At 68.8% G+C, this 20,413-nt stretch carries 16 protein-coding genes and 2 pseudogenes; 6 read left to right on the plus strand and 12 right to left on the minus strand.

Annotated elements, in window-relative coordinates:
• The coding region (locus tag ACWGJY_RS34060) for a cytochrome P450 (protein WP_453264749.1) at positions 1-868 on the minus strand (868 nt) is incomplete at its 3' end.
• A gap of 181 nt (positions 869-1,049) precedes the next feature.
• Between ACWGJY_RS34060 and ACWGJY_RS34065 the strand changes: the two genes are divergently transcribed.
• A complete protein-coding gene (locus ACWGJY_RS34065; RefSeq protein WP_453264768.1) occupies positions 1,050-1,685 on the plus strand; it encodes a TetR/AcrR family transcriptional regulator in 636 nt (211 codons plus the stop codon).
• Here the strand turns inward: ACWGJY_RS34065 and ACWGJY_RS34070 are convergent.
• From ACWGJY_RS34070 to ACWGJY_RS34080, 3 genes are all read right to left on the minus strand, one after another.
• Positions 1,573-2,853 (minus strand): NAD(P)/FAD-dependent oxidoreductase, encoded by a 1,281-nt coding sequence (locus ACWGJY_RS34070; protein ID WP_453264750.1) that lies wholly within the window; start codon positions 2,851-2,853, stop codon positions 1,573-1,575. The genes ACWGJY_RS34065 and ACWGJY_RS34070 overlap by 113 nt on opposite strands.
• Positions 2,850-4,319 carry an MFS transporter gene (locus ACWGJY_RS34075; RefSeq protein ID WP_453264751.1) on the minus strand — a complete coding sequence of 490 codons (1,470 nt, stop codon included), beginning with the start codon at positions 4,317-4,319 and terminating at the stop codon, positions 2,850-2,852. Before ACWGJY_RS34075 ends, ACWGJY_RS34070 begins: the two co-directional genes overlap by 4 nt.
• Before the next feature lie 226 nt (positions 4,320-4,545).
• The gene (locus ACWGJY_RS34080) at positions 4,546-5,487 is read right to left on the minus strand and encodes an ornithine cyclodeaminase family protein (protein ID WP_453264752.1); all 942 of its coding nucleotides are present in this window, start codon (positions 5,485-5,487) and stop codon (positions 4,546-4,548) included.
• A gap of 241 nt (positions 5,488-5,728) precedes the next feature.
• On the opposite strand from ACWGJY_RS34080, the gene ACWGJY_RS34085 reads away from it, so the two are divergent.
• Entirely contained in the window at positions 5,729-6,388 is a 660-nt protein-coding gene (locus ACWGJY_RS34085) for a GntR family transcriptional regulator (RefSeq protein WP_453264753.1), read from the plus strand.
• Between the two features lie 236 nt (positions 6,389-6,624).
• Here the strand turns inward: ACWGJY_RS34085 and ACWGJY_RS34090 are convergent, their stop codons facing one another.
• The 6 genes and pseudogenes from ACWGJY_RS34090 to ACWGJY_RS34115 form a co-directional block, all read right to left on the minus strand.
• On the minus strand, positions 6,625-9,201 hold the full coding sequence (locus ACWGJY_RS34090) for an ABC transporter permease (protein ID WP_453264754.1): 2,577 nt from the start codon (positions 9,199-9,201) through the stop codon (positions 6,625-6,627).
• A 58-nt stretch (positions 9,202-9,259) separates the two neighbouring features.
• The gene (locus ACWGJY_RS34095; RefSeq protein ID WP_453264755.1) at positions 9,260-10,042 is read right to left on the minus strand and encodes an ABC transporter ATP-binding protein; all 783 of its coding nucleotides are present in this window, start codon (positions 10,040-10,042) and stop codon (positions 9,260-9,262) included.
• Positions 10,043-10,219: 177 nt separating this feature from the next.
• Positions 10,220-10,918 (minus strand): response regulator, encoded by a 699-nt coding sequence (locus ACWGJY_RS34100; protein WP_453264756.1) that lies wholly within the window; start codon positions 10,916-10,918, stop codon positions 10,220-10,222.
• Positions 10,911-12,623: a sensor histidine kinase gene (locus ACWGJY_RS34105; protein ID WP_453264757.1), complete on the minus strand. Its 1,713-nt coding sequence runs from the start codon at positions 12,621-12,623 to the stop codon at positions 10,911-10,913. The genes ACWGJY_RS34100 and ACWGJY_RS34105 overlap by 8 nt, the downstream gene beginning before the upstream one ends.
• 465 nt (positions 12,624-13,088) lie before the next feature.
• Positions 13,089-13,424: pseudogene (locus ACWGJY_RS34110) on the minus strand (UDP binding domain-containing protein); the annotation flags it as partial.
• Positions 13,425-13,436: 12 nt separating this feature from the next.
• A complete protein-coding gene (locus tag ACWGJY_RS34115; protein WP_453264758.1) occupies positions 13,437-14,150 on the minus strand; it encodes a nucleotide sugar dehydrogenase in 714 nt (237 codons plus the stop codon).
• 123 nt (positions 14,151-14,273) lie between these two features.
• On the opposite strand from ACWGJY_RS34115, the gene ACWGJY_RS34120 reads away from it, so the two are divergent.
• Together ACWGJY_RS34120 and ACWGJY_RS34125 are read left to right on the plus strand one after the other, a co-directional pair.
• The gene (locus tag ACWGJY_RS34120; RefSeq protein ID WP_453264759.1) at positions 14,274-14,489 is read left to right on the plus strand and encodes a DUF6243 family protein; all 216 of its coding nucleotides are present in this window, start codon (positions 14,274-14,276) and stop codon (positions 14,487-14,489) included.
• Between the two features lie 349 nt (positions 14,490-14,838).
• Positions 14,839-15,720: an IS5 family transposase gene (locus ACWGJY_RS34125; protein WP_453264760.1), complete on the plus strand. Its 882-nt coding sequence runs from the start codon at positions 14,839-14,841 to the stop codon at positions 15,718-15,720.
• 46 nt (positions 15,721-15,766) lie between these two features.
• Here the strand turns inward: ACWGJY_RS34125 and ACWGJY_RS34130 are convergent, their stop codons facing one another.
• Both ACWGJY_RS34130 and ACWGJY_RS34135 read right to left on the minus strand, forming a co-directional pair.
• Positions 15,767-16,624: a maleylpyruvate isomerase family mycothiol-dependent enzyme gene (locus ACWGJY_RS34130; protein ID WP_453264761.1), complete on the minus strand. Its 858-nt coding sequence runs from the start codon at positions 16,622-16,624 to the stop codon at positions 15,767-15,769.
• A gap of 123 nt (positions 16,625-16,747) precedes the next feature.
• Positions 16,748-17,098, minus strand: a pseudogene (locus ACWGJY_RS34135) (transposase); the annotation flags it as partial.
• A 569-nt stretch (positions 17,099-17,667) separates the two neighbouring features.
• Here ACWGJY_RS34135 and ACWGJY_RS34140 point away from each other — a divergent pair.
• Both ACWGJY_RS34140 and ACWGJY_RS34145 read left to right on the plus strand, forming a co-directional pair.
• Positions 17,668-19,212, plus strand: coding sequence for an FMN-binding glutamate synthase family protein (locus tag ACWGJY_RS34140; protein WP_453264762.1), 1,545 nt, complete (start codon positions 17,668-17,670; stop codon positions 19,210-19,212).
• Between the two features lie 123 nt (positions 19,213-19,335).
• Entirely contained in the window at positions 19,336-20,142 is an 807-nt protein-coding gene (locus ACWGJY_RS34145) for an alpha/beta hydrolase family protein (protein ID WP_453264763.1), read from the plus strand.
• Positions 20,143-20,413: the final 271 nt, after the last annotated feature.

The following is a 20,413-nucleotide window of genomic DNA, read 5'->3' on the forward strand; positions in this document are numbered from 1 at the left end:
GGGCGAAGGAGAGCGCGCCCGAGGTGGTCTCGTGACCGGCGATCAGGAACGTGATGACCTGGTTGCGGATATTGGCGAGGTCCAGGGCGGGTCCGTCACCCGCCGCACCGTCCTCCTGCCCCCGGGCGCCGAGCATCAGGCCCAGCAGATCGTCGTCTCCGTTCTCGCCGCTCTCCGTGCGGGCGGCGATGACCTCGTCGACGACCGAGGCGAGATAGTCGGCGTCGTGCCGGAAGGCCGCGTCCGTCGCCGAGTGGTCGGCGTCGGGGTCGCGGGAAATCTTCGTCAGGCTCCATTCGAGGCAGCGCACCATCGCCTCGACGAACGGATGCTCGGTGTCGCCGCGGGAGAACGACTCGAAGTCGAAGCCGAAGCCGGCCAGCCCGATGGTGTCCAGGGTCATCCGGGTCATGTCCTCGGCGACCTGGACGGGCGTGCCGTCGGCCACCCGCCGGTCCCAGGCGGCCATCACCCGGCGCACGGCCTTGAGCATCGCCGGGTGGTAGGTACGCATCGAGCCGAGCGCGAAGGCCGGCATCAGGACCTCGTGGGCCTTGGCCCAGTTGGGCTCGTCGTTGTAGGCGGTGAACAGACCGTCACCGGTGAACTCTCTGACGTTCTCCAGGACGACCGACTTGGCCTTGCTGAAGCGGGACTCGTCGGCGAGCTCGGTGACCAGGTCGAGCGAGGCGAGGAACAGCGTCTCGTGGTCGCCGAACTTGCGCTTGAAGACCGGGCCGTGGATCCGGGCCAGATCCATGAACTGCTGGATGGGCGTGTGGATGGGCCCGGCGTCCGTGAGGTCGGCCACCGGAATGCCGTCATCGGCGGCGCATTCGCCGCCGTGGAGCGCGATAGTGTCGGTCATGTCTCCAGCGTGAGGGCCCCCACGTGCAGGTCACGCCCGGACAACTGCATGATTGTGCAGTGGTTCTTCGCCGTTCACGGTTGCACGCAAGCCCATGATGGGGCATATGCACAGCGCCAAGCCGACGCCTCACCCGCTTTGACCATCCCGATGGCCTTGCGGGGTGCCTGACAACGAGAAGATGCCCCGCCCCAAGCGCCTGACCCGGGCAGAGGCCAAGGCCAGGACCCGTGAACTGCTGCTTGATGCCGCAGCAGAAACGTTCGCGAGGAAGGGCTACGACGGGGCTTCCGTTGAGGAGATCGCGGATAACGCGGGATACTCGATCGGCGCGCTCTACTCCAACTTCGGCGGCAAAGAGCAACTGTTCCTGGAGCTCCTGGGTACACGTGCCACCAGTCGCGTCGCCGAGGCAGCGCGCGTAATAGAGGAGAAGGACACCGACGAAAACAGGGGCGTCGAGGGGGGCGAAACGCCAGCCATGCCCGCGCGGGCGGACTGGAGGAGGTACGCCACTGGCTGGGCCGGGCCCTGGTACAAGCCCTGGAGCCCAGCCCCGTGCGCGCCAAGGCGCTGTGGACCGGTGGGTGGCCGGCTCCTCTGCGCGGCGACACCGTCGCCGCGAGGACCCGGCCGGCCGACTGCCGGGACCTCGCCGAGACGCTGGGCGACGGTCCGGTATGTCAGAGGTCAGCGGTCAGCGGTCAGCGGACCGTTTTCCCGTGGCCTCGTCGGGCGAAGCGCTGGGGGGAGAAGGGAGCTGCCGTGTTTGCGATGTCCGCATCACGCTCCTCTCCCTTTACCTGTGTGGCGATGATTTCCGCTGTCATCGGGGCCAGGGTGACCCCGAGCATGCCGTGTCCACTGGCGACGAATACGTTGTCCTTGCCTGGCAGCGGCCCGATGACGGGCAGTCCGTCAGGCGTCATCGGACGCAGTCCCGTCCAGGCGTGCTGCTGCTGTGCGGGCGGGAAGTCCGGCAGGTATTCGCCGGCGGACCGGATGATTCCGCGCACACGATGTGGTGCGACCGTGGAGTCGGAGCTGCCGAATTCCATCGTTCCGGCGAACCGGAGCCGGCCCGACAGCGGTGTGACGGCCACCTTCGCTTCGCCCAGATACACCGAGTGCCGCAGCTTCACCGAGCCACTGGTGTCGTCGAACCCGTACCCCTTGCCCGGCTGGATGGGCAGGGGGAATCCGGCCAGCCGCGACAGCGCGCCGGAGTACACGCCTGCTGCGAGGACGAACAGGTCCCCGCTGATCTCCTCGTCCCCCGCCAGTACGGAGGTCGTCAGGGCGCCCTCGGAACGGATGCCGGTGACATGCCTGCCGTGGAGGAAGCGCACCCCGAGGTCCCGACAGCGCTGCTCAAGGCCCTCGATCAGCGTGGCGGGGTCCACATGCCGTTCCTGGGTGCACTGGAGACCTGCCTGCACGTATGGGCCGAGCGCGGGCTCCAGATCCCGGGCCTCGTCTCCGGAGAGCGGGACGGCGGTGTGGCCGATCCGCTCCATCGGGGCGAAATCGGCCCGGTGCGCGTGCATGGCATCCCGAGTGCGGAAGACGAGGAGATGACCCGTGCGGTGGTATTCGAAGTGCACTCCGTCCTGTTGGTACCCGTCAAACAGGGAGACGGTTCGTTCATTGAGCGCCGCGAGAGCTTCAATGCCGTGCTGGTAATCCCTGCTATTGCAGTGACGCAGCATGCTTGCCATGAAGCGCACATGGTCAGGGCGCAGGGACGGTCGGATATGGAGGGGACTGTCCTTTCGGGCCATCCACCGCAGTGCCTTTCCCAGCATCCCGGGTGCGGGGACGGGAGTCGACATGACCGGAACGATCCACCCGGCATTGCGAGTTGAGGCGCCGGCCCCGCTCTGGCCCGTATCCACGACCGTGACGTCCAGTCCGTCCCGGGCCAGTCGGTAGGCGGTGGCGAGTCCGACCATGCCCGCGCCGACGATCACTGCTTTCTCTGTCATCCTGCACTTCCTCGGATCGATTTCTTCGTCGGTGTGGTGACCGCTCGGGCGAGCACGTCGCCCGGCGCTGTGATCTCAGGGTTGGGTGGGTGGCTGGTGAAGGGCGCAGGGTGCGAAGCCGGTGCCTGGGCCGGTGAACTGCCACTGGCGTCTGCCAGTCGGCGGCCGCGGGTCTCCGGTGCCAGCACGAAACAGACCACGAATCCGAGAACGGTGACGCCGGCCATGATCAGCATGATGGGCCCCACCCCCATGCTTTCCAGGCCGATCGGCAGCAAGTAGGTCCCGATGGCCGCTCCGATGCGGCTGACCGCGGTGCCGATGCCGACCGCCGTCGCGCGTATCTCCGTGGGGAACAGCTCTGTGGGATAGATGAATTCGAGGATGCTCGGGCCGCCGGAGAAGAACGCGTAAGCGCAGAAGCACACGAGAACCACGGCGATGGGCGCGCCGGGAGCCAGTCCCAAAATCGCGAGCGGGACGACCATGAGTGCGAACGACCAGACGATGAGCGGACGTCGGCCCCGGGTATCGATGATGCGCAGCGCAGGAAGGCAGCCGACGAGGAACAATACGCTGATGAGCGCTGAACCGATCACCGAGGTATTGCTGTCGGCCATGCCGAAAGCGCCGAGAATCGTCGGGCCGAAGGTGTAGATCGCGAACAGCGGAACGATCTGCAGAAGCCAGAACAGACCGACGAAAACGGTGCGCTTGAGGTAGACACCCCGGAAGACCTCGGCGAAGCCCAGACCGTGCGCGGACTCGTCGGCTCTCAGCGATTCGACCGCCTCCGGGGTGACCTGCTCACCGTAGACGCGGGTAAGTACCGCACGCGCCTGCTCCAGGCGTCCGCGGCTGACGAGCCAGCGAGGCGACTCAGGTGTCCCGATCCGCGCGATGATGAACGCGACGGCCGGGATCGCAGCGCTGCCCAGCGCCCAGCGCCACGCCCCGGAGCCCGCGAGGTTGATCAGGCCGTAGCCGACCAGGTACGCAGTCGTGGCCCCCACGAACCACATCATGATGAGCATTCCCATGACACGTCCGCGCTGAGCCGTCGGCAGCCACTCGGACAGCAAGGCGCTGCCGATGGCGTAGTCCGCGCCCAGCGCGATTCCGATGACGAACCTCAGGGCGATCAACTGCACCGGGTCGGTCACGAACATCGACCCGATGGAGGCCGCCGCGATCACGATGAAGTGGAGTGTGAACAGCAGTTGACGGCCGATGCGGTCGGTGAGGCGTCCGAAGACCAGGCCGCCGAGGAACAGGCCGATGAGTGCCGACGCGCCGATCAGGCCCGCCGCGCTCGCTGACATCCCGAGGTCTTCGGATATTCCGAGTACGACTACGCCGACGATGCTGAGCAGATAGCCGTCGAGGAACTGCCCTCCGGCGGTGAGCACGAACATCTTCTTGTGGAATGGACTGAAACGAGCGTCATCGATGAGCGAGGTACTCACGTGTTCTCCTTGGTGCCGGTCGTCGGCAGCGACGATCCTGACTTCTCGGATCAGTGGACGACCTGGTGAAGTGGGCTTCCCATCCCTCTACGGATTCGAAGCGGCCCTGCGACGTCAGCTGAGGACTGCGGGGAGGGCTGTGGGCTGCGGCGATGAAACCTCGGCGGCCTGGTAATTCCCGGAACTCACGTCGGCGCGGGCCTCCTTGACTGGTGTGCGGGCCAGTTCACGGAGCGAGATTTCGGGTGGAGTGGTAGACCAGCGCGGCCGCGGCCAGGTCGGCGAGGCCGCTGCCGACGGACTTGAAGACGGTGATCTGGTCGCGGTCGCGCCGGGCGGCAATATCACCGCGGCACAGTCCGGGCAGGGTCCCGGCGATCGCGTTCCGGTCGAGGACGCCGGCGTCGATCGGCTGGATGAGGTCGCCGGACTCCTCCAACGCGGCCCAGGTGTCGATGTAGACCGTGCCGCGGCGTAGGCACTCGTCGTCGGCTTCCCGCATGGTGGGGCGGAAGCTTCCGATGAGGTCGAGGTGGGTTCCCTTGCGCAGCCAGTCCCCGCGGATGAGCGGCTCGGTGGCGAGGGTGGCGCAGGTGACGATGTCGGCGGCGGCCACCGCATCCCGCAGGTCGGTGGCGACGCAGGCGTCGACGCCCTGCTCACGCAAGCCGTCCACCAGGCGTTGTGCGTGCGCGGGCACATGGTCGTGCACGATCACTTTGCGGATGTCGAAGGCGCTGCGGTACGCGTCGGCAGCCAGGCTGCCGACGTGCCCCGCGCCGACCACGACGTGGACCTTGCTGTCCTTGCGTGCCAGGTAGGTGGCCGCGAGCGCCGAGGTCGCCACGGTCCTGCGCTGGGTGAGCGTGTTTCCGTCCACCACGGCGAGATGCTCGCCGGTGGTGGCACTGGCCAGGACGAAGGCGGAGGACAGTGCCGGACGTCCCAGCGAGCTGTTGCCGGGGAAGACGTTGACCAGCTTCACACCGAGGTACTCGCCGTCGGTCCAGGACGGCATGAGCAGCACGCTCGCATCGGACCCGGCGTCGACGACGTGGTGGTGCCGCTGGGGAGTGTGGGCGCCGTTTCGGAATCCGGTGCGTAGCGCGTCGATGAGTGCATTGAAGGGCAGTGCCCGGATGGTGTCTTCGGCTGAGATGGTGAGCATTGGCTTGCCTCCGTGAGGAGCGTCGGGGGGCAGTCCCGGACCAACAGGGCCCGGGGTTGCCGGGCGCGTGTGGGTCGTCGCGTGTGGGGGCTCCGGCGTGGGGTACCGCCGGAGCAGGCATACCGGGCCTCTTTCCCACCTACTACTCATGGGTAATCGGTTACCGGTTACCTGTCACCGGTTGGCGAGTACCATGCCTACGGCGGAATCCAAAGTCAAGAGTCTGAGACCAGGAGGTGACGTGTCCGAGTCGGCATCCCAGCCCTTGCGGCACACGAATCTGCGTGACCAGGCACTGGAGGTGATCCGGCAGGCGCTCGTATCCGGCGAGATCAAGCCCGGCGAGATCTACTCCGCGGCAGCACTGGCCACGCGGCTCGGAGTGTCCGGAAGCCCCGTACGCGAGGCCATGCTCACTCTGGTCAACCAGGGCCTGATGGAACCCGTCCGCAACCGCGGATACCGCGTCGTGCCGATGAGCGAACACGACCTCGACGAGGTCTACGAGATGCGCCTGCTCCTCGAAGTGCACGGCACGCTTCAGGCCGCGGGCAACATGGACAAAGGCGATCTTGCCCGACTCGAATCAACCGTGGCCGACATGGAAGCCGCGGCCGGCAAAGGTGACGTGGTGCAAGTCCTCGAAGCCGACCGGCAGTTCCATCTCGGCCTCCTCACGCACTGCGGCAACAAACGCCTCGTCAACACAGTGGAGACCCTGCGCGACCAAACCCGGCTCTACGGGCTGGAGTATCTGGCCCAGCACGGCACACTCACCGACATCGTCCACGAACACCGAGACATCCTGACGGCGATCGCAGACGGCGACATGCCCCGCCTGGAGAGCATCATCCGAGCGCACCTGCACCACGTCCGATCCGACTGGGCGGACGGGGACTAGGCCCAAGCTCAGAGCGCGGGTTCGAATCCCCGTCACCCGCTCCACGACGAAGCCCCAGGTCGGAGACCTGGGGCTTCGTCGTTATCCGGACCGTTCGGGAGCCGCGCGCCCTGCCGGCGTCATAACGCGCCGGGCATCGAACGGAGTTCACCCACGCACGGTCGATGTCCCGGGCCACGGTGCAGCCGGTGCGGTGCGCGCCGTGGCCCGGTCTCGGGCCGCTCGGGCCGCCCGGATCAGCTCGACTGAATCGACTGGAGCATGTTCAGGCGGGCCGCCCGGCGGGCCGGCCAGATCGCTGCCAGGACACCGATCACCAGCGCCAGCGCCAGGAACATCCCCAGCTCGCCCCATGGCAGGAGGGTCTCGTACGCGTCCATCGACGACCTCACCAGGCCGCCGCCGGCCCAGGCCAGGAAGATGCCGGTGCCGATGCCGAGCGCCGCGCCGAACAGTGAGATGACCACCGACTCCAGCCGGACCATCTGCTTGATCCCGGTGCGGTCGAGGCCGATGGCCCGCAGCATCCCGATCTCGCGGGTGCGCTCGAAGACCGACATGGCCAGGGTGTTGACGACGCCGACGACCGAGATGAGGAGGGCCATGCCGAGCAGCCCGTACATCATCTTGAGGACCGTGCCGATGTTCGCGCCGCTGTCCTTGATGGCCTGCTCCTGGGATTGGACCTCCATCAGGGGGCTGTCGCCGAGTGCGGCACGGATCTTCCGCTCAAGGCCCGCAGTCTGGCCGGGTTCGGCCTTGACCAGCACTTTTTCGAGCTTCTTGGTGTCGGAGTACGGGAGGGTGTCGGCGAGCGTGCCCAGTGCCTCCTGCGTCGTGGGGGTCGCGGCGTAGACGCCGACGACCTTCAGCTTCATCTTCCGTTGCTTCTCGGACTTGCCGGTGGATGACCCGACGTCGAGGGTGCTGCCGACCTTGAGCCCGGCCTTGGTGGCGAACTCGTCGGAGACCGCGATCTTCCCGGGGCCGATGTCGCGCAGCGAGCCGGCGCGGAAGTCGAGATTCGCGGCCTTGCCGTAGGTCTTGGGGTCCGTGCCGGTGATCCCGATGAAGTTGAGCCCCCCGGTGCTGACCGCCGCCGTGGTGGTGGGGACGGCCGTGGCGACGCCGGGCACCTGCGCGATCTTGGCGGCCGCGTCCACTTCGAGCCCGGTGGTGATGGTGTTGGCGACCGTGTAGTCGGCGGACAGGCCCTGGGTGGCATCCGCGATCAGGGCACGTTCGGTGGAGTGCCCGACCACGGTCAGACCGGTGACCAGGGCGAGTCCGACCATCAGGGCGGATGCGGTGGCGGCGGTGCGGCGCGGGTTGCGCAGCGCGTTCTCCTTGGCCAGCTTGCCGGTGACGCCGAAGAGGCGGGTGGTGGCCTTGCCGGCCAGGGTGATCAGCGGGCGGGAGAGCAGCGGTGCCTGCACGATGATGCCGACGATGGTCAGCGCGGAGCCGAGCATCGCGATCATCAGGTAGGTCTGGTCGGTGGAATCGACCGTGTAGATGTACAGCATCAGTAGCGCCCCGGACCCGGTGAGCAGGGTGCCGAGCACATTGCGGACCACCAGGGCGCGGGCGGGCGGGGCCTGGTCGATGCTGCTGAGCGCCGCCACGGGGGCGATCTTCGCGGCCTTGCGGGAGGGCAGCCAGGCGGCCAGGACGGTGATGAGGACGCCGACCACGAGCGACCAGATAGCCGTCCCTTGCGAGATGACCAGCGGTCCGGCGGGCAGCCCGGCGCCGCTTGCGTTGAGGAGCGGGCGCATGACGGCGGCGATGCCGATGCCGAGGACGAATCCGACGGCGGAGGCACCGAGCCCGAGGAGGGCGGCCTCGATGAGAACGGCCCGTACGACCTGGCGTCGCGAGGCGCCCACGGCCCGCATCAGCGCGATTTCCCGGCTGCGCTGGGCGATGAGCATGGTGAAGGTGTTGGCGATGATGAACGCGCCGATGAACAGCGCGATGCCGGCGAAGCCGAGCAGCGTCTTGGTGAGAAACCCGGTCTGCTCGCCGATCTGCTCGGCCTGCTCGGCGGCCAGGTCTTCGCGGCTGGTGGCCCTGGCGCCCTTGTCGGGGAGCAGTGCCCGCACCCGGTCGGTCAGCTCGCTGGAATCGGTACCGGGCTTGGCCGCGACCGCGATCTCGTGGAACTGGCCGGGGTGGAGGAAGAGCTTCTGTGCGGTCCTGGTGTCGAAGAGCGTGAGCGTGCCCCCGGCGTTGACCCGCGGATCGTCGGTGGCGACGGTGCCGACGAGCTTCTTGGCCAGGCCGGGCCCGTCGATGGCGAAGCGGACGGTGTCACCGATCCGGTAGCCGGCCTTCAATGCGGTCCTGGCATCCAGCGCCAGTTCGCCCTCGGCGGCGGGTCCGCGGCCTTCCTTCAGCGAGATGCGGCTGTCCTTGCCGGGCAGGTAGTTGGTGGCCAGGTTCAGCCGGGCCTTGTCGGTGTTGACCGGCAGGCCGTCCTTGCCGGCCACGGTGACCATGCCGTTGACGGTGGGGCGCACCGCGGCGACGCCGGGCAGCGCGCGGATCTTGTCTGCCAGCGCGGTGTCGAGCGTGCTGGACGGCATGCCGTCCGGGCCGCCCGTTCCCGCGACGCTTGGCCGTACCTGGGACTGTACGGAGACGGCCACGCCCTTGAGGCTTGCGCCGGCGGCCGTGCGGAAGGCGTTCGCGGTGGTGTCGCCGAAGATGAGGGTGCCGGAGACGAAGGCGACGCCCAGGAGGACCGCGAGCGCGGTCATGACCAATCGGGCTTTGTGCGCAAAAACGTTGCGCAGAGCTATTCGCAGCATGTCGGTTTCAGTCCTGGTGTGGTGCGGGGGGGGGCAGGGAGCCGTGCGGGAGGGCGCGTCAGCTCGCCGGTCCGCCGGTGTCGAGGAGCCGCATACGGTCGAGCACGGACTCGGCCGTGGGGGCGGCCAGTTCGTCGGTGATCTGCCCGTCGGCGAGGAAGACCACGCGGTCCGCGTAGGAGGCGGCCACCGGGTCGTGGGTGACCATCACGACCGTCTGCCCCAGCCCGCGAACGGACTCCTGCAGAAAGCCCAGCACCTCCGCGCCGGAACGGGAGTCGAGATTGCCGGTCGGCTCGTCGGCGAAGATGATCTCCGGTCGGCCGGCCAGCGCGCGGGCCACCGCGACACGCTGCTGCTGGCCGCCGGAGAGCTGCGAGGGACGGTGCTGCAACCGCCCGGAGAGGCCGACGGTCCGCACGATCAGGTCCAGCCACTGCCGGTCGGGCTTGCGGCCGGCGACATCCATCGGCAGCGTGATGTTCTCCATCGCGTTCAGCGTGGGCAGCAGGTTGAACGCCTGGAAGACGAAGCCGATCTTCTCCCGGCGCAGCTTGGTGAGCTCTCGGTCATTCAGGCCGGACAGCTCGGTGTCACCGACGTGGGCAGAGCCCCCGGAGAGCGAGTCGAGCCCCGCCATGCAGTGCATCAGCGTCGACTTGCCGGAGCCGGACGGCCCCATGATCGCGGTGAACCGGCCGCGCCCGAACTCCACGCAGACCGAGTCGAGGGCGACGACGCGGGTATCGCCCTCGCCGTAGACCTTGGTCAGTCCCGTGGCGCGGGCGGCGGCACCGGAGGGGGCCCTCAGGCGGGTGGTACGGGTGGCGGACTGCGACATGGCTGCTCCTGGAAGGGGTGCGGGACTCCCGACCATCGTGGCCGCGGCGCACCCCCCAACTCGTCGCTCCCAAGGCGGGGATGTGCCGCCTGCCGAAGGTCAGAACCGCCCCGGCCATGTCAGCCTCACGGACTACGGCCTCTCTGCCCAAAGTCAGAGTCGACGGCCGTCCGGGGCTCAGCTCATGAGCCCGGCCTGGTGCGCCAGCAACGCCGCCTGCACCCGGCTTTCGCACCCCGTCTTCCCCAGGATCGCCCCGACATGGGACTTGACCGTCCCCACCCCGATGCCGAGCCGCGAGCCGATCTCCAGGTTCGCCAGCCCCGCCCCCAGCATGACCAGCACCTCCCGCTCCCGGTCCGTCAGCCCCGCCACCCTGCTGTCCGGAGCGGCGGCCCCGGCACCCGCCGAGCCGCCTCTCAGCATCCGGCGGATGACCGACCCGGTGACGCCGGGCGAGAGCACCGCGTCCCCCACGGCCGCGGCCCGTACCGCGCTGATCAGCTCCTGCGGCCCGTCGTCCTTGAGCAGGAAGCCCGTGGCGCCCGCCCGCAGGGCCCGGATGACGTTGTCCTCGTCACCGAAGGTGGTGAGCATGACGACCTGCGGCCCGGGGTCGAGGGCGACCAGCGGTCCGACGGCCGCGAGCCCGTCGAGAACCGGCATACGGACGTCGAGGAGCACCACATCGGGCCGGTGCTCGGCGGCGAGCCGCACGGCCTCGGCGCCGTTGGCCGCCTCACCCACCACCTCGATGCCGTCGGCGTGCTGGAGGATCACCCGGACACCGTGCCGGATCATCTGCTCGTCATCGGCGAGCAGCACCCGGATCACGGAATCCTCCCGGGAGCTCACGGAGTTGGCCTGTTCAGTCATGTGTCGTGCTCCCAGCGGGCGGTTCGGTCACCACCGGAACGGTAATACGGTCGATCGCGATCAAAGAGTCGGACCGGAAGCAGTAGCGGACGATCTCCAGCCGCCCGCTCTTGGGCTCCTCGCTCGTGTGCTGATAAATGCAGTCCGTGGCGGAACCCGGCCGCCTCGGCTCGTGCCCGGTGGCGGCCGCGCGCGAGGCGGTGTCGTCCCATCCCACGGCGCGCTTCACCCGCTCCCTCGTCATCCCCAATCGGGGCTCCTCGCCGCTCGCGGGCAGGGAAGTGAACTGCGCCTGATCCACCAGCACGAGCCCGAACATCATCAGCACGACCACCCCCACCAGGCCGAGCAGCCCCGTCACAGCGCCGCCGAGGCGCCGCTGGAGGGCGGAGAGCCCACTGCCGGGCTCGTCGACGGCCACCGGCCCGTTGTCGTCCGACGCCGTGTCCGCCGTCTCCGCCCCGGGCCCGGGGTCAGCGGGGATGTCGGCCGCCACGGCGAAGCCGCCACCAGGCGTCCGCTCCGCCTCCAGAGCGCCGCCGAGCAGCGCCACCCGCTCCCGCAGCCCGATCAGCCCCTGCCCGGAGCCGAGCCCGGTCACGGCAGCGGGCGCGACGGGCGGCACACCGTTGCGCACCTCGACCGCCACCCGCTCCTCGGTATGGCGGACGGCGACAGTCACACGGGCCCCGGCCGCATACCGGTGAACGTTGGTGAGCGACTCGCGCACCACCCGGTGGACCGCCCGCCGCACCCGCGCCGGCCGACCGTCGAGATCGGGCCCCTCCCAGGAAAACGCGACGGGAATACCACCGCCCTGCGACTCCTCGACCAACGCCTCCACATCCGCGCGAGTGCCCGTCGCATCGGTCAGCACATCTGTACCGGTGTCCCTCTCCACCGGGCCGAGGACCCCCAGCGCCTCCCGCAGCTCCTGCATCGCATCGCGCGTGGCACTACGAACCAGCGCGGCCTCGTTTTGCAGCGCAGGCGCCTCCTTGAGCAGCGCCATCTCCAGCCCGCCCGCATGCAGGGAGACCAGGCTCAGCCGGTGCCCCACCAGATCGTGCATCTCCGCAGCGATACGCGACCGCTCACGCATACGCGACTCGCTGTCCGCCAGCCGCCGCGCCTCCTCGGCAGCGGCAGCCCGCTCCCGCAACGCCCACAGCAGCCGGTCCTGCTGCCCCACGGAGGTGCCGACCAGTCCCGGCACGACGACCGTGATGGTGGCGAGCACCGCACCAAGGGCGAGACCGAACTCCCATCTGGACAACCCCATCCAGGGCGCGAACATCACGCAGGTCACCGGTGCCAAGGCGGCCGCCGCGAGCAGCAGCCCGGCACGCCGCCGCGGCGTCTTAATCTGCCGGGCCGCGGTGTAGGCGGCCACCGCGGTCAACGGCGCCACAACGGGCACCACCCCCATCAGCCCCGCCAGCCCGACCACACCGGCCCCCGGGAACCGGCGCCGCACCAACACCAGCACCACTGCGACGCCGATGAGCCCCAGGGCCGCCGCCCCGCCCTCCAGCTTGAGGTAGCTCACCCCGCCGCCGCCCTTGTACATCACCAGCACCAGCGCCCCGGCCAGGACCACCTCACCCGCCGCCCGCCACAGCAGCCACCGCCCTTGCTCCCTGGGCCCCGCAAAGAGGCTTCGGGCAGAACGGATCTCGGTGACAGGCGAGGCGCTGAACGACATAACGCCGATTATCACGGCTCCCCAGCGGGGGTTCCCTGGTCCTTGAGGGCGACCCTGCCTCTGCCAAAAGGCAGAGGACCTGCCGGAGGCGGCGGGAACGGGTACGCCCGAGGTGAGGCCCGGACGCGGCTCGGCCGGGCCGGCGCGCAGGTACCGCACACGGGCCGCCCGCCGCTCTCGGTGAATGGATGACGCATGAGTAAGGAGAAGTGCTGCCGCAAACCGCCTGCACAGGCTCGACCGTGAATCACGATCCATCGCTGATCGACAAGCTTCTGCCGCTGCGCGATCCGCACCACAGCCGGGCGTGCCCCATCCGTGCCCTTCAGCCCGGTCGACAGCGGTCACGAGGGGTACCACGGGCACCCTTCAGACAATCAAGGAAAGTAGCGTTTATCCAGGTCAGACGCCACCTGACCGTCCCGGGCCCCGTTGATTCCCAAGCTCAGAGCGAGGGACGAGGCATCACTCGGAATTCGGGAGGACCGTGGCGCGGCCCACGCTCATGCAGGTGAAGCCGGCAGAGGCCATCGCGTTGGGGGCGAGGACGTTCCGGCCGTCGAAGAGGAGCCGGCGGCGCATGGTGCGGCCCGCTGCCGGCCAGTCGACGGTGTTGAGTTCCGGCCACTCCGTCGCCAAGATTGCGGCGTCCGCGTCGCGCATGATCTCGGCAGGGGTGGAGTGGCGCACGGTCGCGTTCCACGGGGCGACGTCGGCCGGCCGGGCCATGGGGTCCCAGCAGTGCACCTCGGCGCTCTCCGCGAGCAGTCGGGCGGCGATGACCGCGCTGGGAGCTTCGCGGAGATCATCGGTTCACGCCTTGAACGTCATGCCCAGGAGGGCGATGCGACATCCTTTGAGGCCGCCGAGTTCGGTCTTCAGGCGCTGGATGGCGCGCCGGGGCTGGAGGTCGTTGACCTCGATGACGGAGTTGAGCAGTTGGAAGGGGTATCCGGAGTTGCTTGCCATGGCCCGCAGGGCGCGGGAGTCCTTGGGGAAGCAGCTGCCTCCGTACCCGAGGCCGGCCTTGAGGAAGTGTGGGCCCAGTCTGTGGTCCATGCCGATGGCGGTAGCGACCTGTTCGACGTCGGCGCCCGTGGCTTCGCACACGGTGGCGATCTCGTTGATGAAAGTGATCTTGGTGGCGAGCAGGGCGTTGGCGGCGAGCTTGGCCATCTCCGCCGAGGCGATCGAGAGGGTCTGCACCGGCCCCTCGACGCCGTCGTGAAGGTCCGTGATCAGCTGGGCGGTTGCCGCGTCGGAGGCTCCGATGACAATGCGGTCGGGGCGCAGGAAGTCCTCCACCGCCTTGCCTTCGGCAGTGAATTCGGGGTTCGCGCCCGCGGCGGCCCAGTAACGCCCATTTGGACCTGCCCCGGGCGGGCGGCGACCACCGGCGGGTGCTGGCTGTGTGAGATTCCCGGAAGGCAACGACTGCCCCGGGCGCCCGCCGAAGGCCCGGCCGACGCCGGGGCGGCGAAAAGGTTGGTGCGCGGGGCCGGCGGAACCGGGTAACGTCTTTGTCATGTTCTTCCAGACGCCGATTTACGAGTGAGAGCGTGATGGGCCCCTGCTGACGTCCTTCGACGTCGCCGCCCGTCCCCCACCGATGAAGCCGTAGATCACTCCACATCATTACCGGGAGAACCCGTGACCGTGAGCAAGAACATCAACAACCCCGTCGGCATGGGCGGCGGCCAGCGCAAGAAGCTGTCCCGCACCGAACGGCAGAACAACGGTCCGCACCGCAACCTCGACCGCCAGGGTGCAGCCGATCAGAAGGGAGAGCTGGTGCGCAAGATGCGCGAGAAGACAGGCGCAGCTGAGGGCGCCGGGCAGACGGGCGACGACACCACACAGAGCTGACACACCGCCGCAGCAGGGCGGCACCGCACGGGGCAGGGCCCGGACCGCGACGCGCGCGACGCGCGGTCCGGGCCCTGCTGCCGTACCGGGCGCGGCCGGTCCCGATCAGCTCTCGGCCGACCACCCGGGGCAGCCGCAGATTCAGCAGCCCCGTCACCGCCACCACCCCGAGCTGCATCAGGAGCGTCACCACCAGCGCGTTCCCCGTGCCCAGCCCGGGCGACACCGCAGCTCAGGCAGGGTGCTCGAACGCAAGTTGATTCTCTGCACGCCCTTAGCTAGGCGCGCCTAGCTAGGTGTTGTCCGGACCGGTTAGTGACGCACTGCTGAGTGCGTCGTTCGTGGTGAAGTGAGGCGGGGTGATCTCAGCGATGCGGAGTGGGCGCGGTTGCAGCCGTACTTGCCGAGGAACGCTGGCCGGGGCGGGCGATGGCAGTGCCACAGGCGTGTGATCAACGGTGTCTTGTTCCGGTTGCGCACCGGGCTTCCATGGCGCGATCTGCCGCCACGATTTGGAAAGTGGCAGACGGTGCACGACCGGCGTCGCCGATGGTCGGCGGACGGCACGTGGGAGAGGATTCTCCGTGCCGTCCAGGCTCAGGCCGATACCGAGGGGCGGATCGACTGGTCGCTGGTCAGCGTGGACTCCACTGTGTGTCGCGCCCATCAGCATGCCGCCGGAGCCCGCAAGCGTGCTCCCCGCGTCCCTGGGAAGCAGACTCGTCCAGCCCGGCACCGGGACGATGAAGCGCTGGGCCGATCGCGAGGCGGCTTCACCTGCAAGATTCATCTGGCGAGCCAGGGTGGTCGGCATCCCCTCGCGTTCGTCATCACCCCCGGGCAGTGGGGCGACGCCACGCAATTGGTCGAGGTATTGGACCGCATCCGCGTTGCCCGGCCGGGTGGTGGGCACCCTCGTACTCGTCCGGAACACCTGTGTGCCGACCACGCCTACAGCTCCCGCAGGATCCGCCGCTACCTACGCCGCCGGCAGATCAAGCACACCATCCCCGAGCCGACCAACCAGCGGGCCAACCGCCAACGCCGGGGCAGCGCGGGCGGCCGGCCCAACGGATTCGGCAAGGAGATCTACCGGCGCCGCAATGAAGCGGAGCGAACCATGAACGCGATCAAGGGCTTCCGGGCCGTGGCTACCCGCGACGAGAAACGCGCCTATGTGTTCCACGGCAGCGTGCTGGCGGCCGCGCTCCGGCAGTGGCTTCGCGACTGACGCTCACCAGATGCCCGGCCGGACCGGCGTATCGCGGCTATGGATGTCAGTAGACGATCGACACGATCTGGCAGACCACTTCGGCCAGTTGACGGTCGCCGTCGATACGGACGCGGGCCAGGGCGGTGCCCGGCTGGATGCCGCGGGTGCACAGGCGCCAGGTGGTCTCCGCATCCAAGCGCACCACCGCGTCAGGACGTTCGTCATCTGGCTCGGCGAGCGACCAGCCGTCCCCGGTGGCCGTCGCCGTCCAGACGCCCCCGGCCGGGCCGTCGGTCAACACCTGGACCTGCGTGCCGACCGGCGCAGTGACCTCGCGCAGAGTGTGAGGCAGGGCCCTCATGAACGTGTCCAGGACCACGGCCAGGAACCGCGGATCGGCGTCGGTGTCCCGGCCGATGGCGTGGCGGATCTGCTGGCGGTGAGTCCAGAACTCGGTGAAGTCGCGCGCGCTGTCCAACCACATGGGCGCCGGGTCGACGCCGGCCCAGGACACTCCCAGCGACGGTGCATCGGGGTCGGCGGCCTCGAAGAACCGGGATACCTGCCCGCCCACCAGGTCAAGGGTGTCGGTGAGTGCGGCCGGGCTCACCCGGTGGTGGGCATCGACCCACTCATGATTGATGCGGTGAATGAACGCCTCCAGCGTCTCGCCCGGCGCGAAACCGGTGCCGTCCTGGTGGCCGTCCCGGTCCCGGGCGAGGCGTCCGTAGAAGTCGCCCAGGATGTGTGCGGCGAGATCGCGGACGGTCCAGCCCGGCACCGCCTCCTTGCCCCAGTCGGCGGATGCCAGGCCGCGCAGCGTGGCCATCAGCGCGGCCTGCTCAGGGGCGAACAGAGTACGGGCATCAATCGGAGCACCGAGCCAGGAATGGCCGGGCACGTCATTGAGCTGGGAGTTCATGGCTCAAGCCTTGCCAACCGAATGCCCTGATGGCTACCGAATATCCCATTCGGGGCCGATCATGCCGTGCTCCTGCCTGCCCCCGTCAGGGCACCGCCGTACCAAGATTCATCAGACACGCCTTTAGGCCACTTCGCGGGGCGCGATGCCAGACCGGACCAGGTCGAACACTTCTCGGGCGGCGTAGCGTTTGAGACAGCGGATGATCTCGCGCCGGGTCTTGCCTTCCGCGATGCGCCGCTCGTAGTAGTTGCGGGTACGTGCATCGAACCGGAGCCGTGACTGCACGATCCGATACAGGGCGGCATTGGCTCTTCGGTCGCCCCCGCGGTTGAGCCGGTGGTGACGCTGGCGGCCGGAGGAGTGCTCGACGGGGCTGACCCCGCAAAGCGCCGCGAACGACGCCTCACTGGACGGGCGTTCTGGGTTGTCCCCCATCGTGATCAGCAAGGTGGCGGCACTATCCGGGCCGATAGGAATTGGCGGGAGTTCGCGGGCATTGCCGGGAGTTCGCGGGCATTGCCGGGACTTCCTTCTTCAAGGGCTTCCCCGGCGTCATCGCCGGGGGGTTCCCCAGGGTCTTCCTCGAGGCCTTCGCCGGGGGTTTCCTCGGGCTCTTCGCGGCGCCCGGCCCGCGCCAACCACCTCACACCCAGCTACCTGCACGGCTTCCTTACCGGCTCGCCGAACCGGCTCGGCACACCCCGCCTCGAACGTCTCGCGCTCCTGACCGGACACTCGCCAGAACTCCTGCAACGAGTCCTGACCCATACGCGTTCGTCTCACCGACACCGCAAGGCCGGCGCTCAGACGTTACGCCGTGTCACACGAGCGTCACCGTGCATAGCCTGTTCCGACGCGCCTGGACCACCCACCCTGGGAAGACCACCCCACCCGCAACCCTCTATCCGGGCGAGCCCCTACTATCGCTTGGCGTCCTCCGACGGACGCTGACGCCCGCTGGGTCGTGCCCGCCGCCCAACGCCCGGCACGACGACTCCACCGCACGGCAATGGAGTCCAGCACCGAGGAGAGGAACGTTCATGCGCGCCCGGACCATCGCCACGGCCACCGCAACAGCATTGGCACTGGTGGCCGCTCGTGACCTTGTCCAGAAGAAGCACGCATTGCTCCGGAACTTCCCCGTGCTCGGGCACGCCCGGTACCTGTTGGAGACGATCGGGCCCGAACTGCGGCAGTACATAGTGACCTCCAACGACGAGGAGCGCCCGTTCAGCCGTGACCAGCGCACCTGGATCTACGCGTCGGCGAAGGGGGAGAACAACTACTTCGGATTCGGCACCGACAACGACGTTGAACACACGCAGGGGCACGCATACCTGAAGCAGCGCACGTTCGCCGGCACGCTGCCCGACATGCACGACCCGCAGGCCCCACTGCCGTCAGCCAAGGTGCTGGGCGGGCCGCGCGGGCGCGCCAAGGCGTTCCGGCCGGCGAGCGTGGTGAACATCTCGGCGATGAGCTTCGGATCGCTCTCCGGCGCGGCAGTCACGGCGCTCAACAGGGGGGCGGCGCTGGCGGGCACCCTGCAGAACACGGGCGAGGGCGGTCTCTCGCCGTACCACCGCAACGGCGGCGACCTCGTCCTTCAAATCGGTACGTCCTACTTCGGCTGCCGCAATGAGGACGGCAGCTTCAACATCGACATGCTCAAGGATGTGGTCGCCGGCGCCCCGGTCAAGGCGATAGAGATCAAGCTCTCCCAGGGTGCCAAGCCGGGGCTGGGCGGGATGCTGCCGGGCGCGAAGGTGACACCGGAAATCGCCGAGATCCGCGGCATCCCGCTCGGCGAGGACTGCGCTTCCCCGTCGCGGCACACCGCATTCGGCGACGTCGACTCGATGCTCGACTTCGTCGAACTGCTCGCCACCGAGACCGGCCTGCCGGTCGGGATCAAGAGCGCGGTGGGCGAGATGGAGTTCTGGCAGGAGCTGGCCACGCTGATGGCGCGTGGTGACCGTGGTGTCGACTTCGTGACCATCGACGGCGGCGAGGGCGGCACCGGGGCGGCACCGCTGACCTTCTCCGACTCGGTGTCGCTGCCCTTCCGGATGGGCTTCTCCCGGGTCTACGGCGCCTTCGCCGAGCGGGGGCTGACCGACGACCTGACGTTCATCGCCTCCGGCAAGCTCGGCCTGCCCGAGAACGCCGCGGTCGCCTTCGCTCTGGGTGCCGACATGATCAACGTGGCCCGTGAGGCGATGCTGTCGATCGGCTGCATCCAGGCGCAGAAGTGCCACACCGACAAGTGCCCCACCGGCATCGCTACCCAGAGCCCGTGGCTGGCCCGCGGCCTCGACCCGACCTCGAAGGCCACCCGGGCCGCTGTCTACCTGCGCACCCTCCGCAAGGAGCTGATGAAGGTCTCGGCAGCCGTCGGTGTCGCCCACCCGGCGCTCATCACGGCCACGGACATCGAGATCATGAACGGCGACTACGAGGCCCGCACCCTGGCCGGCGTCTACGGCTACAAGGACGGCTGGGGCGAACTCGGCCCGCACCTCGCCGAGGAGATCACCGCACTGCTCACCACCGAGCAGTCCTCCGACCGGAAGCCGCCCGCCTGACGCGCCGATCACGGCCACGCACCGCGCTCGCCGCTCCCCTGCCCGGAGCGCGCGCGTGGCGTCGGCCGGTGGCACCCTTGTCTTCCCTGCTCCACGAACAGCCCCTGCCTAGGTGATCACAACATGAGCGAAAAAGTGCGATTCCCGAGCGTCGTCGGCCCCGAACTGGCCGGAGCGATCGACCTGCCGGACGGCGAGATCCGCGGCTGGGGGATCTTCGTGCACGGATTCACGCTCGGCAAGGGCTCGCCGGCCGCGTCGCGTGTCAGCAAGCAGCTGGCACGCGAGGGGATCGGAATGCTGCGCTTCGACAACCTCGGGATCGGGGACTCCGACGGCGACTGGGGGGACGGTTCCTTCACCGTCAAGGTCCAGGACACGATCCGTGCGGCAGCCATGATGGCGGAGCGAGGGACTCCGGCAGACCTGCTGGTGGGGCACTCATGGGGAGGCGCCGCCGCCCTCGCCGCGGCGGCCGAGGCAACCGGCGTCCGCGCGGTCGCCACGATCGGGGCGCCGGTCGATCCCAGCCACGTCGAGCGACAGTACGACGCGGTCGTGGATCGCGTGCTCAGCGAAGGGTCGCACGAGTGGTTCGTCGGCGGGAAGACCCTGGTCCTCAAGCGTGCCTTCGTCGAAGACGTCCGCCGTGCTCACCTGCGGGACCGGATCGGCGAGTTGGACCTACCACTACTCGTCCTGCATTCGCCGACCGACAACACCGTCGACATCGACAACGCCGGAGAGATCTTCCTCGAGGCACGACACCCGCGAAGTTTTGTCTCACTCGAAGGAGCGGACCATCTCCTGACCGCCCGAGGACAAGCCCAGCGAGCCGCCCACATCATCAGCGCCTGGGCCGACCAGTACATCCACGGACCACAGCCCGCAGGAGACACAACTCAGGTGGAGAAGAGCTCGCTCGGATAGTCCCGCAGGGCGCACCCCCTGGCTGGCACCCAGTCAACGGACGCAGACGCGAGAGCCGCCCGGATCGGCGCCCCAAACGACCAGCGAACGTAACCGGCCAAGCGTCCCACCAATCGATTTGCCCACGCGACATCCGTGCGCGTCCGCCTGGAAGGCTCGGCATGGATGACGACTGTCTTGCCGGGTGCTGGGATCCGAATGAGGTTGGCCGGTGTCGGGAAACGACGGCCCACCGGGCCCGTCCCCGAACGCAGGAACCCCTCACACTGCC

This window comes from Streptomyces sp. NPDC054765, from assembly GCF_053612065.1.

Coding starts and splice junctions, on each gene's coding strand:
- ACWGJY_RS34145 (WP_453264763.1), top strand. CDS start 19,336: ATGAGCGAAAAAGTGCGATTCCCGAGCGTCGTCGGCCCCGAACTGGCC.
- ACWGJY_RS34095 (WP_453264755.1), bottom strand. CDS start 10,042: ATGTCGCAGTCCGCCACCCGTACCACCCGCCTGAGGGCCCCCTCCGGT.
- ACWGJY_RS34100 (WP_453264756.1), bottom strand. CDS start 10,918: ATGACTGAACAGGCCAACTCCGTGAGCTCCCGGGAGGATTCCGTGATC.
- ACWGJY_RS34070 (WP_453264750.1), bottom strand. CDS start 2,853: ATGACAGAGAAAGCAGTGATCGTCGGCGCGGGCATGGTCGGACTCGCC.
- ACWGJY_RS34115 (WP_453264758.1), bottom strand. CDS start 14,150: ATGACAAAGACGTTACCCGGTTCCGCCGGCCCCGCGCACCAACCTTTT.
- ACWGJY_RS34130 (WP_453264761.1), bottom strand. CDS start 16,624: ATGAACTCCCAGCTCAATGACGTGCCCGGCCATTCCTGGCTCGGTGCT.
- ACWGJY_RS34080 (WP_453264752.1), bottom strand. CDS start 5,487: ATGCTCACCATCTCAGCCGAAGACACCATCCGGGCACTGCCCTTCAAT.
- ACWGJY_RS34105 (WP_453264757.1), bottom strand. CDS start 12,623: ATGTCGTTCAGCGCCTCGCCTGTCACCGAGATCCGTTCTGCCCGAAGC.
- ACWGJY_RS34065 (WP_453264768.1), top strand. CDS start 1,050: ATGCCCCGCCCCAAGCGCCTGACCCGGGCAGAGGCCAAGGCCAGGACC.
- ACWGJY_RS34140 (WP_453264762.1), top strand. CDS start 17,668: ATGCGCGCCCGGACCATCGCCACGGCCACCGCAACAGCATTGGCACTG.
- ACWGJY_RS34090 (WP_453264754.1), bottom strand. CDS start 9,201: ATGCTGCGAATAGCTCTGCGCAACGTTTTTGCGCACAAAGCCCGATTG.